Genomic DNA, 14,411 nt, shown 5'->3' with positions numbered 1-14,411 from the left:
GTCATGCAAAAACGGGCGATTTATCCAGGAACCTTTGATCCTATTACTAACGGCCACCTTGATATCGTGACGCGTGCTACAAGCATGTTTGATCACGTAATTCTGGCGATTGCCGCAAGCCCCAGTAAAAAGCCGATGTTTACTCTGGAAGAGCGCGTTGAGCTGGCACAACAGGCAACAGCGCATCTTGGCAATGTGGAAGTGCTGGGATTCAGCGATCTGATGGCAAACTTTGCCCGTGATAATCAGGCGAACATTCTGATCCGTGGCCTGCGCGCGGTAGCCGATTTTGAATATGAAATGCAGCTGGCCCATATGAACCGCCATCTTATGCCGCAACTGGAAAGCGTTTTTCTGATGCCATCTAAAGAGTGGTCTTTTATCTCATCGTCACTGGTGAAAGAAGTTGCCCGCCACCAGGGTGACGTGACACACTTTTTGCCGGAAAACGTCCATCAGGCGTTAATGAGTAAACTGAAGTAATGCACCTGGCCGGATGCAGCATCCGGCCAGCAATGACACTATTTCTGACAGCGACGGCAATAGAACGTTGTACGCTGGGCGTGTTTTGTCGCAACAATCGGTGCGCCGCATGCACGACACGGTTCACCTTCTCTCCCATAGACCTGCAGCTCCTGGGCAAAATAGCCAGGCTTACCGTCACTTTGCAGAAAGTCTTTCAGCGTCGTCCCGCCCTGCTCGATAGAACGCAGCAACACCGCCTTGATAACGCGTACCAGCAATTCACACTCATCTTTCGACAGCGATGACGCAAGACGGTCAGGATGAATCCCAGCCGCAAATAGCGACTCGCTGGCGTAGATATTACCCACACCCACCACCAGCTTGTTATCCATCAACCAGGGTTTAATCGCCGTTTTCTTCTTTGCACATTTCTGCTGTAGATAATTGGCGTTGAAATCGTCGCTCAGCGGCTCAGGGCCAAGATGGGCGAGGACATTATGTCCATCCAGTTCTTTAGTCCACAGCCAGGCGCCAAAGCGACGGGGATCGGTATAACGCAGAACTTTGCCGTTGCTCATCACTAAGTCAACGTGGTCGTGCTTGTCTGCCGGAAGCTCTTCAGGAAGGATACGCAAGCTACCCGACATCCCCAGATGAATGATTATCCAGCCATCCGCCAGTTCTAGCAGCAGGTATTTCGCGCGCCGCTGTACGCTGAGGACAGGTTGATCACTCAGACGATAGATTTCCTCAGATACTGGCCAACGCAAACGACCGTTACGCACCGTCGCGTGCATAATCGTTGCTCCCACCAGATGCGGCTCAATACCACGGCGGCTGGTTTCGACTTCAGGTAATTCAGGCATAGTATCTCCGGCGGTATGTCAGGTCTCATTAATATGGGGACGGCCAGAAAACAAAAAACCCCGCCGAGGCAGGGTTTTTCTTTACATCAAAACGAAAATTATTTGATTTTCGCTTCTTTGTATAAAACGTGCTGACGAACAACTGGATCGAACTTTTTCAGTTCCAGTTTTTCCGGCTTAGTACGTTTGTTCTTCGTAGTGGTATAGAAGTGACCAGTACCAGCAGAAGAAACCAGCTTGATTTTCTCACGAATACCTTTAGCCATGATTTATTTCCTCTTAGTACTTAGTACTTTTCGCCACGGGCACGCAGTTCAGACAGAACTGTTTCGATGCCTTTCTTATCAATAACACGCATACCTTTAGCAGATACACGCAGGGTGACAAAACGCTTCTCGCTCTCAACCCAAAAACGGTGAGAGTGCAGGTTAGGCAGGAAACGGCGTTTAGTCGCGTTCAGTGCGTGGGAACGGTTGTTACCGGTCACCGGACGCTTGCCAGTAACTTGGCAGACTCGGGACATGTCTATTCTCCAAAAATCAAATTAGCTCGAGCTTCGTATGGGGTATTGGCGCCTCGTCAGGCTTCTCAGCCCGGTTATCGCAGTTCAATACACTTAATCTTTCAATGTTGCCTCGTCATTGGACGCAACAAGAATGATTTTGCGTATTTGCGAACTCTCGATTGCCAGGCCCAAATGCCAAACCCGAGATTCTCAAAGGTGGCGTAGTATACGCTGAGTCAGCGATGTGCTCAAGTCCCGAACAGACAAAGATCCCGATGGATCGCGTAAAGTGCGTTAAATCCAACCGCGTTCCGCAAAAGAAACGTACTCTCCGCGCCCAATGACCAGATGATCAAGCACCCGGATATCCATGAACTGACAGCATTTCACAACACGCTCGGTGATGAGTTTATCTGCTTTACTCGGCTCTGCACACCCCGAAGGGTGATTATGCGCAAGGATCACCGCAGAAGCATTCATTTTTATCGCTTCCCGGACAATTTCTCTCGGATGTACCTCGACATGGCTAAGCGTACCGGAAAAAAGTTTGCTGTGTTTAATCACGCGATGTTGAGAATCCATAAAGATCACCAGAAAGATCTCGCGTTCCTCTTGCGAAAGCTGGCTTTGCAGAAATTCTCGCGCCATTTCCGGACTAAGTAGAGCACGCTCCTCTATCACTCGCACTTTGTAGTAGCGTCTTGCCAGCTCCGCAATCCCCTTCAACTGTGCGTACTTCGCGATACCGATTCCCTGAACATAGCTAAAATCCATGTAATCAGCAGACAACAGGCCATACAGCGACTCAAAATGCTGAAGCATCTCTTTCGCCAGCGTAAGCACATCTTTACCCTGCATGCCGGTACGTAAAAAAAGAGCCAAAAGCTCAACATCGGTCAGAGAACTGGCCCCCTGCGCCAACAGCTTTTCCCGGGGCATCATACTTCCTGTATTTTCCATGCTTCTCCCTCCTCTCGCGTCCGCATAGTGGCATAACACCGACGGTGAATCGACGTGCTGTTTTCACTTCTTCGTAGCGCCTCGCAAAGTGGAGTACGGTCAAAAGCACGACAAATTGCGGATTGTGATAAAATATCCGCCTTCTGGTGAAACCCAACAGGAAAGATCATGATGAGCCTGGCCGGTAAAAAAATCGTACTTGGCGTCAGTGGCGGTATTGCTGCGTACAAGACCCCTGAGCTGGTGCGTCGTTTACGGGAACGCGGCGCTGATGTCCGCGTGGCGATGACCGAAGCGGCAAAAGCATTTATTACTCCCCTGAGTTTACAGGCGGTTTCAGGTTATCCCGTTTCCGACAGCCTGCTTGACCCCGCAGCCGAAGCCGCGATGGGCCACATTGAGCTGGGGAAATGGGCCGATTTGGTCATCCTGGCACCCGCTACAGCAGACCTGATTGCTCGTGTCGCCGCAGGTATGGCCAACGACCTGGTGTCAACGATTTGTCTGGCAACGCCTGCTCCTGTTGCTGTACTGCCAGCCATGAACCAGCAGATGTACCGCGCTGCCGCGACCCAGCACAATCTGGGTATTCTTGCCTCACGCGGTTTACTCATTTGGGGTCCTGACAGCGGTAGTCAGGCATGTGGTGATATCGGCCCTGGGCGCATGCTGGATCCGTTAACGATTGTGGATATGGCGGCAGAACATTTTTCACCTGTCAACGATCTGCAACATCTCAACATCATGATTACGGCGGGTCCGACGCGTGAACCGCTTGATCCCGTGCGTTATATTTCCAACCACAGTTCCGGGAAGATGGGGTTTGCGATCGCGGCCGCTGCCGCAAAGCGCGGGGCAAACGTCACACTGGTATCGGGTCCGGTTTCGTTATCCACACCACCATTTGTTCAGCGGGTTGATGTGATGACCGCGCTGGAAATGGAAGCCGCTGTGCAATCTGCGGTGCAACAACAGCATATTTTTATCGGTTGCGCTGCAGTCGCTGATTATCGCGCTGAAACTGTCGCCCACGAAAAAATAAAAAAACAAGCGACGCAGGGTGATGAATTAACAGTAAAAATGGTCAAAAACCCGGACATTATCGCCGGTGTTGCCGCACTGGATGTTAACCGTCCTTTTGTCGTTGGGTTTGCCGCCGAAACAAATAATGTGGAAGAATATGCCCGGCAAAAACGCATCCGCAAAAACCTTGATGTGATCTGTGCGAACGACGTTTCGCTGTCAACTCAAGGATTTAACAGCGATAGCAACGCATTACACCTTTTTTGGCAGGATGGAGACAAAGTCTTACCGCTTGAGCGTAAAGAACTCCTGGGCCAATTATTACTCGACGAGATCGTGACCCGTTATGATGAAAAAAATCGACGTTAAGATTCTGGACCCGCGCGTAGGGCAACAATTTCCGCTCCCGACGTACGCCACTTCTGGTTCTGCCGGACTTGACCTGCGTGCTTGTCTTGATGACGCCGTAGAGCTGGCGCCGGGCGCAACAACGCTGGTGCCAACCGGGTTAGCTATCCACATTGCCGATCCTTCTCTGGCAGCGGTAATGCTCCCGCGCTCCGGGCTGGGCCATAAGCACGGTATCGTGCTGGGCAATCTGGTTGGTTTGATTGATTCCGACTACCAGGGCCAACTGATGGTGTCCGTCTGGAACCGTGGTCAGGACAGCTTCACTATTGAGCCGGGCGAACGTATCGCGCAAATGGTATTTGTACCGGTCGTGCAGGCTGAATTTAATCTGGTGGAAGAGTTTGAAGCCACCGATCGTGGCGAAGGTGGCTTCGGCCATTCCGGGCGCAAGTAACCCGCAGAAAAGTATCCCATAGCGTAATAACGCAATAACACACCGCAAACATCAGTTTGCGGTCGCTGTGTGGATGCCTGCCTGGCAAGAGCTTATTTTCAGGGGTATTTTGTAACATGGTAGAAAAGCAAACTGCGAAAAGGAATCGTCGCGAAGAAATACTTCAGTCTCTGGCACTGATGCTTGAGTCCAGCGATGGTAGCCAACGCATCACCACAGCAAAGCTGGCAGCCTCAGTTGGCGTATCCGAAGCGGCATTGTATCGCCATTTCCCCAGCAAGACCCGTATGTTCGATAGCCTGATTGAGTTTATCGAAGATAGTTTGATTACGCGTATCAATCTGATTTTGAAAGATGAAAAGGACACCAACGCGCGTCTGCGCCTGATCGTTCTGCTGATTTTAGGGTTTGGTGAGCGTAATCCTGGCCTGACACGAATTCTGACCGGACACGCGTTGATGTTCGAGCAAGACCGTCTGCAAGGTCGCATTAACCAACTTTTTGAGCGCATTGAAGCGCAGTTGCGCCAGGTTCTGCGAGAAAAAAGAATGCGTGAAGGTGAAGGCTACACCGTGGATGAAACGCTGCTGGCCAGTCAGTTACTGGCTTTCTGCGAAGGTATGCTGTCCCGGTTTGTACGTAGCGAATTTAAATACCGCCCAACGGATGATTTTGACACCCGCTGGCCGTTGGTTGCCGCTCAATTGCAGTAGCGATTTCGTCTTATCCGGCCTACGGGGTTACGTAGGCCGGATAAGCGCAGCGCCATCCGCGCAGTTATTAAACGCCGTACGCTTCGCGATAGGCCCGTACTGTCACCAGATGTTCCGCCATCTCTGGTTTCTCTTCCAGATACGCAATCAGATCTTTCAGGGTAATGATAGAAATCACCTTGCAGCCATAATCACGTTCCACTTCCTGAATCGCGGAAATCTCGCCGCGACCGCGTTCCTGACGATCGAGAGAAATCAGTACCCCCGCCAGAGTGGCGCCATTCGCCTGGATAATTTCCATCGACTCGCGAATCGCCGTACCTGCGGTGATAACATCATCCACCAGCATCACGCGTCCCTCTAGTGCGCTACCGACCAGATTCCCGCCTTCACCGTGGGTCTTCGCCTCTTTACGGTTAAAGCAGTACGGCAAATCTTTATCGTGGTGTTCCGCCAGCGCAACGGCCGTTGTGGTCGCAATCGGAATACCTTTGTAGGCAGGGCCAAACAGCAAATCGAACTCAATACCGGAATCCACCAGCGCTTCGGCATAAAAACGGCCTAACAGTGCCAGGTCGCGCCCGGTATTAAACAGCCCGGCGTTGAAGAAATAGGGGCTTTTGCGCCCGGATTTCAGCGTAAATTCGCCAAACTTTAGTACCTGCTTGCTAAGCGCAAACTCAATAAACTGACGCTGATACGGTTTCATGGATTCGCTCCTCATCTCACTTTATTACAGACAAAAAAAAGGCGACTCATCAGTCGCCTTTAAAATCAATTTTCTAACGCCGCCTTCTGCGTCGCTACAATGGATTCGATTCCCCCTCGGGCCAATGCCAGTAGGGTGAGAAGTTCTTCATGACTGAACGGCTCGCCTTCCGCCGTGCCCTGAACCTCTATAATACGACCGTCTTCAGTCATCACTACGTTCATGTCGGTTTCAGCAGCAGAGTCTTCAACGTACTCAAGATCACAGAGTGCTTCACCATTCACAATGCCCACGGAAACCGCAGCGACCATCCCTTTCATCGGGTTAGTTTTCAGCTTACCGCTCGCCACCAGCTTGTTCAGCGCATCAGCCAACGCAACGCATGCGCCGGTAATTGATGCGGTGCGCGTACCGCCATCGGCCTGAATAACATCGCAGTCCAGCGTAATTGTGAATTCACCGAGCGTTTTCAGGTCAACGGCTGCGCGCAGCGCGCGGGCGATCAGACGCTGGATTTCCATGGTACGACCGCCCTGCTTACCTTTCGCCGCTTCACGGGCATTACGGGTGTGGGTGGCGCGTGGCAGCATGCCATATTCTGCGGTGATCCAGCCCTGGCCCTGACCTTTCAGAAAACGCGGTACGCCTTCATCAATAGAGGCGGTACACAGCACTTTGGTATCACCAAATTCGACCAGCACGGAGCCTTCAGCGTGTTTTGTATAATTACGGGTCAGGGTGACGGGACGCACCTGATTGGCACTACGACCTGCTGGACGCATGATAAAATCTCCGGCTTGAAACGAATGTGGCTGCGCATTATACGGACTTCCGACTGTTATTCCTATCCTGACAAGACGCTGATGGCTATAATCCTCCCATCTCATCTTTAAAAACAGGAACGTCTATGATCCGCAGCATGACCGCCTACGCCCGGCGTGAAATCAAGGGTGAATGGGGTAGCGCCACCTGGGAAATGCGCTCGGTAAACCAGCGTTATCTGGAAACTTATTTTCGCCTGCCGGAGCAGTTCCGTAGTCTCGAACCCGTTGTTCGCGAACGTATTCGCACGCGTCTGACGCGCGGTAAAGTCGAATGTACGCTGCGTTTTGAGCCTGATGCCAGCGCGCAAGGCGAGCTGATTCTGAATGAAAAACTCGCTAAACAGCTCGTTAGCGCTGCTAACTGGGTCAAAATGCAGAGCGATGAAGGTGAAATCAACCCGGTTGATATCCTGCGCTGGCCAGGCGTAATGGCTGCCCAGGAGCAGGATCTGGACGCCATTGCCGCCGAAATCCTCGCCGCGCTTGATGGTACGCTGGATGACTTCATCGTTGCGCGTGAAACCGAAGGTCAGGCGCTGAAAGCGCTGATCGAGCAGCGTCTGGAAGGCGTCAGTGCTGAAGTCACAAAAGTGCGTGCTCATATGCCGGAAATCCTGCAATGGCAGCGCGAGCGTCTGGTAGCCAAACTGGAAGATGCCCAAGTGCAGTTGGAGAATAACCGCCTTGAGCAAGAACTGGTGCTGATGGCGCAGCGTATCGATGTGGCAGAAGAATTAGATCGTCTGGAAGCCCACGTCAAAGAAACCTACAACATTCTGAAGAAAAAAGAGGCCGTTGGCCGTCGTCTGGACTTCATGATGCAGGAATTCAACCGTGAGTCGAACACTCTGGCATCCAAGTCTATCAATGCCGAAGTGACGAATTCCGCGATTGAACTGAAGGTACTGATCGAGCAAATGCGCGAGCAGATTCAGAACATCGAGTAAGCAACCATTCTACGTAGCCCGCCAATAAATGGCGAGGCTACGTATTTTTCCCGACGCTTTGATACTCCCTTGTTCAATTCGAATTATATTTTCTCATCATTCTTTATTGAAGCTCATAATACAAAGCGCATATCACCAAGCATTTTCAGCAAATTCGCATTAGCTGTAGTTATTAAAATCACTTCACCTTAGAAAATCTCAATCGTGACAAGGCGCACAAATCGTTAACCTTAGCCCCCAGCAAATCAGGGGGAATACATGCTGTTACACGTTTTATATTTAATTGGTATTACTGCCGAAGCCATGACCGGTGCGCTTGCGGCTGGGCGTCGTCGTATGGATACATTTGGCGTCATCATCATTGCCACCGCGACGGCCATTGGCGGCGGATCGGTACGCGATATTCTTCTCGGCCACTATCCTCTTGGCTGGGTAAAGCACCCTGAATACGTCATTATCGTGGCGACCGCTGCGGTACTCACCACCATTATTGCTCCCGTCATGCCCTATCTGCGCAAAATATTCCTCGTACTGGATGCGCTGGGCCTTGTGGTCTTTTCTATTATCGGTGCTCAGGTGGCACTGGATATGGGCCATGGACCGATTATCGCCGTGGTCGCTGCGGTCACGACCGGCGTCTTCGGTGGCGTATTACGCGACATGTTCTGCAAACGCATCCCGTTAGTGTTCCAGAAAGAGCTGTATGCTGGCGTATCATTCGCCGCTGCTGTGTTGTACATCGTGCTGCAACATTATGTCTCCAGTCACGATGTAGTGGTTATCTCTACCCTGCTCTTCGGCTTTACCGCCCGACTGCTGGCGCTGCGCCTGAAGTTAGGGCTACCGGTATTTTACTATCGCCATGAAGGCCATTAAGGCATAAAGCCCGCGATCCGCTGAGCAGCTAACCAGTTGCTCAGCGCAGTGATTTCTCTATTCTCCAGCCACTGCATCACCTGGCGTGCCCGCCGCTCCCCCATGAAAGGCAAGTGCCGCCAGCTTTGTTCACTGCGCGCCTGTAACTGCTGCCACGAACTATCCCGGCTGGCATTTAGCGTTGCCTGTGTTAACGGTATTCCCATAGCAATCACCCAGCGCGTGAACGGGAGATCGCGCGACAGGTTGAACTGATGCCACAGCTTCTCCCCTTTGATTACACCAAGTGTGGACTGTAGCTGCGCCTGGGTTAATCCTAGCCAGGAAAAGATATGTTCAAAGCGATACGCCTGATGGAGCTTTCGCCATCCCGCCTCGCCGATCCCCTCCAGCCCCAGCACCTCTTTGCCACCCAGCCAGACCAGTCTGGCAACAAACTGTTCCTGGCACTCCGCAGTGGCATAAAAACAGGTTAATGAATTGAAGCGCCCCTCGGGGGGTATTGGCTTAGTACGCTGAGTGCTGCGCCAGACCACTTCGTCTATACGGGGGATCCCTTGTCCGGCCAGGCTCACCAGAACCTGATCGCCAGGCGCGATATCCCATTCATTCCAGCGTCGGACGGAGCCAATATTTACACGCTGTACGCGTTTATCATCCAGCATGACGGGAGTCAGCAATGCAACCACCGCGATTTTCCCACTTTTACCAACGGAGAACTGAATACCCGTTACCTCAGACACCCTTGCAACAGGAGGATATTTCCACGCCGCCAGCCAGTCACCCTGTCCGGGTAGCCAATACTGTGCCCGTGGTTCTTTTGCCGTTCGCACCACGACACCATCCGTCACAAAAGGTAATGCTGAACTCCACCACCTGATGCGCGACTTTTCGACGTCATCGGCATTCTTCACGGCCTGAGTATAGCGTTGCGTGTAACTGAACCCGGCAGCCGTGAGCTGCTCCAGTCTTTCAGACATGACCGCCGGACCATCAGGCCAGGCCCAGATAAAAATTGCCAGCGAGCGTAACATTTCCGGATTGCCCTGGCGCATCATCAATCCAGCAACCTTCGAGCGGGCATTCATTCCCCCGCTCTGCTTCTGAATATGCCCCTCTTGCTGCAAAAATATCTCACCCTGCAACGTACTGTTAGCGAGTTTCCCCCTGGTGGAATGTGGTACGGAAGGGATCTGTAGAACCTTTTGCGTCCAGTCTTCGCCTTGCAGGCCATTACCACGGCTAATCGCCCGTACCAGATTGCCATTGCGATAGACTAACGTCACCGCCACGCCATCCACCTTCGGTTGCACCCAGAGATTGCTGCGAGCGTGCATCCATTGCTGTAGCGCTTGCTTATCAGCAAGTTTTCGAACGCCCGTATGGGGAACAGGATGCGAGACGGTGCCACTTATTGGGGGCACAGAAAGATCTGATGGGGCTTCATCGCCAAAACAGCGCTGCCATTGAATTAGTTGCGCATTGAGCTGGTCATAAACGCCGTCGTCTACGGCACTTTCCCCTTGTTTCCAGTAACTGTCATTCCACTGTGTAATCTGCTGCTGTAGTCGTGAAATTTCCTCGTTTGCCCTGGCAGGCGACCAGACGGGGCATACCGCCCATGCGGGTAGATACCCCATTAGCAAAACCAGCCCTATGCATTTCCATAATCCCATGCTATCTCCGCTGAACGATACGTTTCCCGGCAGGTATAGCGCGAAGTGAAATAGAAACAGAGCGGCAAAAATTCATCCTGCGAACAGCTTTCCGGACATTTACATGTATTGCTGCAAATCATCGATAAAACAGGAAACTGGTACGCAAAACGCAATAAACATGCGCAAAAAGTGTGACAAGGGCTACGTCACATAGCGGCTACGTGTATAATAAGCCCGTATGTAGGCTCTCTTTCGACAATCACATACATTAAGATACTCATGGCTCAAGGCACGCTTTATATTGTTTCTGCCCCCAGTGGCGCGGGTAAATCCAGCCTGATTCAGGCTTTATTAAAAACCCAACCGTTGTATGACACCCAGGTTTCTGTTTCGCACACCACGCGCGCACCGCGCCCGGGGGAAGTGCACGGTGAACACTATTTCTTTGTGAACCATGATGAATTCAGAACCATGATTGGTAGAGACGCGTTCCTGGAACACGCGGAGGTTTTCGGTAATTACTACGGCACCTCGCGTGAAACCATTGAGCAAGTATTAGCATCCGGCGTAGACGTCTTTTTAGATATCGACTGGCAAGGTGCGCAGCAAATTCGTGAAAAAATGCCGCATGCGCGCAGTATTTTTATTTTGCCACCGTCTAAGATTGAGCTGGACCGCCGCCTGCGTGGCCGCGGTCAGGATAGCGAAGACGTGATCGCGAAACGTATGGCGCAAGCTGTTGCAGAAATGAGCCATTACGCCGAATATGATTATCTTATTGTGAATGATGATTTCGACACCGCCCTGGGCGATTTGAAAACCATCATTCGCGCCGAACGTCTGCGCATGAGCCGCCAAAAGCAGCGTCATGACGCTTTAATCAGCAAACTGTTGGCAGACTGAACCCACATTCAGTATCATGCCCAGTCATTTCTTCACCTGTGGAGCATTTTAAGTATGGCACGCGTAACTGTTCAGGACGCTGTAGAGAAAATTGGTAACCGTTTTGACCTGGTACTGGTCGCCGCGCGTCGCGCTCGTCAGATGCAGGTAGGCGGAAAGGATCCGCTCGTACCGGAAGAAAACGATAAAACTACCGTTATCGCGCTGCGCGAAATCGAAGAAGGTCTGATCAACAACCAGATCCTCGACGTGCGTGAGCGCCAGGAACAGCAAGAGCAGGAAGCCGCTGAATTACAAGCCGTTACCGCTATTGCTGAAGGTCGTCGTTAATCACAAAGCGGGTCGCCCTTGTATCTGTTTGAAAGCCTGAATCAACTGATTCAAAACTACCTGCCGGAAGACCAGATTAAGCGTCTTCGGCAGGCGTATCTCGTTGCACGTGACGCTCACGAGGGCCAGACACGTTCAAGCGGTGAACCCTATATCACGCACCCGGTAGCGGTAGCCTGCATTCTGGCCGAGATGAAACTCGACTACGAAACGCTGATGGCTGCGCTGCTGCATGACGTGATTGAAGATACCCCAGCCACCTATCAGGACATGGAACAGCTTTTTGGTAAAAGCGTTGCAGAGCTGGTAGAAGGGGTATCGAAGCTTGATAAGCTTAAGTTTCGCGATAAGAAAGAGGCGCAAGCTGAAAACTTTCGCAAGATGATTATGGCGATGGTGCAGGATATCCGCGTCATTCTCATCAAACTTGCCGACCGCACCCACAACATGCGCACGCTGGGCTCATTACGCCCGGACAAGCGTCGCCGCATCGCCCGCGAAACCCTCGAAATCTATAGTCCGCTGGCACACCGTTTAGGTATTCATCACATTAAAACCGAGCTGGAAGAGCTGGGTTTTGAAGCGCTGTACCCAAACCGCTATCGCGTGATTAAAGAAGTGGTTAAAGCCGCTCGCGGCAACCGCAAAGAGATGATCCAAAAAATCCTCTCGGAAATCGAAGGGCGTTTGCAGGAGGCAGGTATTCCGTGTCGCGTAAGCGGGCGTGAGAAGCACCTGTACTCTATTTACTGCAAAATGGTGCTCAAAGAGCAGCGTTTTCACTCCATCATGGATATCTACGCATTTCGCGTCATCGTTCATGATTCCGATACCTGCTATCGCGTACTCGGCCAGATGCACAGCCTGTACAAACCACGCCCTGGTCGCGTGAAAGACTATATCGCCATTCCGAAAGCGAACGGATATCAGTCTTTGCACACCTCAATGATCGGCCCTCATGGCGTCCCGGTTGAAGTACAGATTCGTACTGAAGACATGGACCAGATGGCAGAGATGGGTGTCGCTGCGCACTGGGCTTACAAAGAGCACGGCGGCGAAAGCAGCACCACTGCGCAAATCCGCGCTCAGCGCTGGATGCAAAGCTTGCTGGAACTGCAGCAGAGCGCCGGTAGCTCGTTTGAATTTATTGAAAGCGTTAAATCTGATCTCTTCCCGGATGAGATTTATGTTTTCACACCGGAAGGGCGCATTGTCGAACTGCCTGCCGGTGCAACACCTGTCGACTTCGCCTACGCTGTGCATACCGATATCGGTCACGCCTGCGTCGGCGCACGCGTAGACAGACAGCCTTACCCGCTTTCACAACCGCTCTTTAGCGGTCAGACAGTTGAGATTATTACCGCGCCGGGCGCACGTCCGAATGCCGCGTGGCTAAACTTCGTCGTCAGTTCGAAAGCGCGCGCCAAGATTCGCCAACTGTTGAAAAACCTCAAGCGCGATGATTCCGTCAGTCTGGGGCGTCGACTGCTCAACCATGCCCTGGGCGGTAGCCGTAAACTGGCTGAGATCCCGCCAGAGAGCATTCAGCGTGAGCTTGAGCGCATGAAGCTCGCCACGCTTGACGATCTGCTCGCAGAAATCGGTCTGGGTAACGCCATGAGCGTGGTGGTAGCGAAAAACCTCCAGCAGGGCGAAGCAACAGCGAACGTACCAGCACAATCCGGCCATGGTCATCTGCCGATCAAAGGCGCTGACGGCGTACTGATCACCTTCGCGAAATGCTGTCGTCCAATTCCAGGCGATCCAATCATTGCCCACGTCAGTCCGGGTAAAGGTCTGGTGATCCACCATGAGTCCTGCCGTAATATTCGTGGCTACCAGAAAGAGCCAGAGAAGTTTATGGCGGTGGAATGGGATAAAGAGACGGAGCAGGAATTCATCACCGAGATTAAGGTGGATATGTTTAACCACCAGGGTGCTCTGGCGAACCTGACGGCGGCAATCAACACGACCACCTCCAATATTCAAAGTCTGAATACGGAAGAGAAAGATGGCCGCGTTTATAGCGCCTTTATTCGCCTGACCGCTCGCGATCGTGTGCACCTGGCGAATATCATGCGCAAAATCCGCGTCATGCCGGACGTGATAAAAGTCACCCGTAACCGAAACTAGTCTTATGAATGAACAGCGCTATGCACGTATCCGCGAGATGCTCGCACGTCGTCAGCCCGATCTGACCGTCTGCATGGAGCAGGTTCACAAACCTCATAACGTTTCTGCGATTATTCGTACTGCAGATGCGGTCGGCGTGCATGAAGTCCACGCCGTCTGGCCGGGTAGCCGCATGCGCACTATGCTCTCTTCTGCCGCAGGCAGTAACAGTTGGGTGCAAGTCAAGACCCACCCGACTATTGGCGATGCGGTCACACATTTAAAAAGCCGGGGCATGCAGGTCCTGGCAACCCATCTGTCAGATAAAGCCGTGGATTTTCGCGAGATTGATTACACGCGCCCCACCTGCATCCTGATGGGCCAGGAGAAAACCGGCATCACTCAGGAAGCGTTGGATCTGGCTGATCAGGACATCATCATTCCCATGACTGGCATGGTGCAGTCGCTGAACGTTTCTGTCGCCTCTGCGCTGATTCTGTACGAAGCACAGCGCCAGCGGCAAAACGCAGGGATGTACCGCCGAGAAAACAGCATGCTGCCACAAGATGAGCAACAGCGCTTACTGTTTGAAGGCGGTTATCCGGTGCTGGCGAATGTCGCTAAGCGCAAAGGTCTTCCCTACCCTCACGTAAACACGCAGGGCGAAATTGAAGCCGATGCAACGTGGTGGGCCACTATGCAATCTGCGAGATAA

Annotated in this window: 17 protein-coding genes; 10 read left to right on the top strand and 7 right to left on the bottom strand. The window is 52.3% G+C overall.

Annotated features, from left to right (window positions below; translation table 11 throughout):
* Positions 1-3 precede the first annotated feature (3 nt).
* Positions 4-483, top strand: a complete 480-nt coding sequence (gene coaD / locus OGY06_RS16065; RefSeq protein ID WP_003024099.1) for a pantetheine-phosphate adenylyltransferase — start codon at positions 4-6, stop codon at positions 481-483.
* Positions 484-521: 38 nt separating this feature from the next.
* Here coaD and mutM read toward each other — a convergent pair whose 3' ends face one another.
* The 4 genes from mutM to radC all read right to left on the bottom strand — a co-directional run bounded on the left by mutM (position 522) and on the right by radC (position 2,796).
* Positions 522-1,331 carry a bifunctional DNA-formamidopyrimidine glycosylase/DNA-(apurinic or apyrimidinic site) lyase gene (mutM, locus tag OGY06_RS16060; protein ID WP_003827288.1) on the bottom strand — a complete coding sequence of 270 codons (810 nt, stop codon included), beginning with the start codon at positions 1,329-1,331 and terminating at the stop codon, positions 522-524.
* Positions 1,332-1,429: 98 nt separating this feature from the next.
* Complete coding sequence (gene rpmG, locus OGY06_RS16055; RefSeq protein WP_003024094.1) at positions 1,430-1,597, bottom strand: 50S ribosomal protein L33; 168 nt, start codon at positions 1,595-1,597, stop codon at positions 1,430-1,432.
* A gap of 20 nt (positions 1,598-1,617) precedes the next feature.
* Complete coding sequence (gene rpmB, locus OGY06_RS16050) at positions 1,618-1,854, bottom strand: 50S ribosomal protein L28 (RefSeq protein WP_003024071.1); 237 nt, start codon at positions 1,852-1,854, stop codon at positions 1,618-1,620.
* Positions 1,855-2,130: 276 nt separating this feature from the next.
* Positions 2,131-2,796, bottom strand: coding sequence for a RadC family protein (radC, locus tag OGY06_RS16045; protein WP_063941160.1), 666 nt, complete (start codon positions 2,794-2,796; stop codon positions 2,131-2,133).
* Between the two features lie 171 nt (positions 2,797-2,967).
* Here radC and coaBC point away from each other — a divergent pair, with 171 nt between their 5' ends.
* From coaBC to slmA, 3 genes are all read left to right on the top strand, one after another.
* Entirely contained in the window at positions 2,968-4,188 is a 1,221-nt protein-coding gene (gene coaBC, locus OGY06_RS16040; RefSeq protein WP_122973903.1) for a bifunctional phosphopantothenoylcysteine decarboxylase/phosphopantothenate--cysteine ligase CoaBC, read from the top strand.
* A complete protein-coding gene (dut, locus tag OGY06_RS16035) occupies positions 4,166-4,624 on the top strand; it encodes a dUTP diphosphatase (protein ID WP_003827259.1) in 459 nt (152 codons plus the stop codon). Before coaBC ends, dut begins: the two co-directional genes overlap by 23 nt.
* 116 nt (positions 4,625-4,740) lie before the next feature.
* A complete protein-coding gene (slmA, locus tag OGY06_RS16030) occupies positions 4,741-5,337 on the top strand; it encodes a nucleoid occlusion factor SlmA (protein ID WP_003827257.1) in 597 nt (198 codons plus the stop codon).
* A 67-nt stretch (positions 5,338-5,404) separates the two neighbouring features.
* Here slmA and pyrE read toward each other — a convergent pair whose 3' ends face one another.
* Positions 5,405-6,046 carry an orotate phosphoribosyltransferase gene (gene pyrE / locus OGY06_RS16025; protein ID WP_267386581.1) on the bottom strand — a complete coding sequence of 214 codons (642 nt, stop codon included), beginning with the start codon at positions 6,044-6,046 and terminating at the stop codon, positions 5,405-5,407.
* Positions 6,047-6,111: 65 nt separating this feature from the next.
* Positions 6,112-6,828, bottom strand: coding sequence for a ribonuclease PH (rph, locus tag OGY06_RS16020; RefSeq protein WP_003024054.1), 717 nt, complete (start codon positions 6,826-6,828; stop codon positions 6,112-6,114).
* Between the two features lie 125 nt (positions 6,829-6,953).
* Between rph and OGY06_RS16015 the strand changes: the two genes are divergently transcribed.
* Complete coding sequence (locus tag OGY06_RS16015; protein ID WP_003024052.1) at positions 6,954-7,817, top strand: YicC/YloC family endoribonuclease; 864 nt, start codon at positions 6,954-6,956, stop codon at positions 7,815-7,817.
* A 258-nt stretch (positions 7,818-8,075) separates the two neighbouring features.
* Positions 8,076-8,693, top strand: a complete 618-nt coding sequence (locus OGY06_RS16010) for a trimeric intracellular cation channel family protein (protein WP_003024049.1) — start codon at positions 8,076-8,078, stop codon at positions 8,691-8,693.
* Here the strand turns inward: OGY06_RS16010 and ligB are convergent.
* On the bottom strand, positions 8,690-10,369 hold the full coding sequence (gene ligB, locus OGY06_RS16005; protein ID WP_286605698.1) for an NAD-dependent DNA ligase LigB: 1,680 nt from the start codon (positions 10,367-10,369) through the stop codon (positions 8,690-8,692). The two genes, OGY06_RS16010 and ligB, sit on opposite strands and share 4 nt — an antisense overlap.
* A 261-nt stretch (positions 10,370-10,630) precedes the next feature.
* Between ligB and gmk the strand changes: the two genes are divergently transcribed.
* Genes gmk through trmH form a run of 4 tightly spaced genes read left to right on the top strand, consistent with a single transcriptional unit; the run spans position 10,631 to position 14,411 of the window.
* Positions 10,631-11,254 carry a guanylate kinase gene (gene gmk, locus OGY06_RS16000; RefSeq protein WP_003024042.1) on the top strand — a complete coding sequence of 208 codons (624 nt, stop codon included), beginning with the start codon at positions 10,631-10,633 and terminating at the stop codon, positions 11,252-11,254.
* A gap of 54 nt (positions 11,255-11,308) precedes the next feature.
* Positions 11,309-11,584, top strand: a complete 276-nt coding sequence (gene rpoZ, locus OGY06_RS15995; protein WP_000135058.1) for a DNA-directed RNA polymerase subunit omega — start codon at positions 11,309-11,311, stop codon at positions 11,582-11,584.
* An 18-nt stretch (positions 11,585-11,602) separates the two neighbouring features.
* Entirely contained in the window at positions 11,603-13,717 is a 2,115-nt protein-coding gene (spoT, locus tag OGY06_RS15990; protein WP_003024038.1) for a bifunctional GTP diphosphokinase/guanosine-3',5'-bis pyrophosphate 3'-pyrophosphohydrolase, read from the top strand.
* A 4-nt stretch (positions 13,718-13,721) separates the two neighbouring features.
* Positions 13,722-14,411 carry a tRNA (guanosine(18)-2'-O)-methyltransferase TrmH gene (gene trmH, locus OGY06_RS15985; RefSeq protein ID WP_003827247.1) on the top strand — a complete coding sequence of 230 codons (690 nt, stop codon included), beginning with the start codon at positions 13,722-13,724 and terminating at the stop codon, positions 14,409-14,411.

It is taken from the genome of Citrobacter sp. Cpo147 (assembly GCF_030332405.1).
GTDB lineage: Bacteria > Pseudomonadota > Gammaproteobacteria > Enterobacterales > Enterobacteriaceae > Citrobacter > Citrobacter portucalensis.
The sequence above is the reverse complement of the archived record's forward strand: the minus strand, read 5'-3'. Positions and strand labels throughout refer to the sequence as shown.

What these genes read in the sequence shown, in the direction of transcription:
- radC (WP_063941160.1), bottom strand. Translation starts at nt 2,796, where the DNA reads ATGGAAAATACAGGAAGTATGATGCCCCGGGAAAAGCTGTTGGCGCAG.
- coaD (WP_003024099.1), top strand. Translation starts at nt 4, where the DNA reads ATGCAAAAACGGGCGATTTATCCAGGAACCTTTGATCCTATTACTAAC.
- OGY06_RS16015 (WP_003024052.1), top strand. Translation starts at nt 6,954, where the DNA reads ATGATCCGCAGCATGACCGCCTACGCCCGGCGTGAAATCAAGGGTGAA.
- gmk (WP_003024042.1), top strand. Translation starts at nt 10,631, where the DNA reads ATGGCTCAAGGCACGCTTTATATTGTTTCTGCCCCCAGTGGCGCGGGT.
- slmA (WP_003827257.1), top strand. Translation starts at nt 4,741, where the DNA reads ATGGTAGAAAAGCAAACTGCGAAAAGGAATCGTCGCGAAGAAATACTT.
- rpoZ (WP_000135058.1), top strand. Translation starts at nt 11,309, where the DNA reads ATGGCACGCGTAACTGTTCAGGACGCTGTAGAGAAAATTGGTAACCGT.
- mutM (WP_003827288.1), bottom strand. Translation starts at nt 1,331, where the DNA reads ATGCCTGAATTACCTGAAGTCGAAACCAGCCGCCGTGGTATTGAGCCG.
- OGY06_RS16010 (WP_003024049.1), top strand. Translation starts at nt 8,076, where the DNA reads ATGCTGTTACACGTTTTATATTTAATTGGTATTACTGCCGAAGCCATG.
- trmH (WP_003827247.1), top strand. Translation starts at nt 13,722, where the DNA reads ATGAATGAACAGCGCTATGCACGTATCCGCGAGATGCTCGCACGTCGT.
- rpmG (WP_003024094.1), bottom strand. Translation starts at nt 1,597, where the DNA reads ATGGCTAAAGGTATTCGTGAGAAAATCAAGCTGGTTTCTTCTGCTGGT.
- coaBC (WP_122973903.1), top strand. Translation starts at nt 2,968, where the DNA reads ATGAGCCTGGCCGGTAAAAAAATCGTACTTGGCGTCAGTGGCGGTATT.
- dut (WP_003827259.1), top strand. Translation starts at nt 4,166, where the DNA reads ATGATGAAAAAAATCGACGTTAAGATTCTGGACCCGCGCGTAGGGCAA.
- rpmB (WP_003024071.1), bottom strand. Translation starts at nt 1,854, where the DNA reads ATGTCCCGAGTCTGCCAAGTTACTGGCAAGCGTCCGGTGACCGGTAAC.
- pyrE (WP_267386581.1), bottom strand. Translation starts at nt 6,046, where the DNA reads ATGAAACCGTATCAGCGTCAGTTTATTGAGTTTGCGCTTAGCAAGCAG.
- rph (WP_003024054.1), bottom strand. Translation starts at nt 6,828, where the DNA reads ATGCGTCCAGCAGGTCGTAGTGCCAATCAGGTGCGTCCCGTCACCCTG.
- ligB (WP_286605698.1), bottom strand. Translation starts at nt 10,369, where the DNA reads ATGGGATTATGGAAATGCATAGGGCTGGTTTTGCTAATGGGGTATCTA.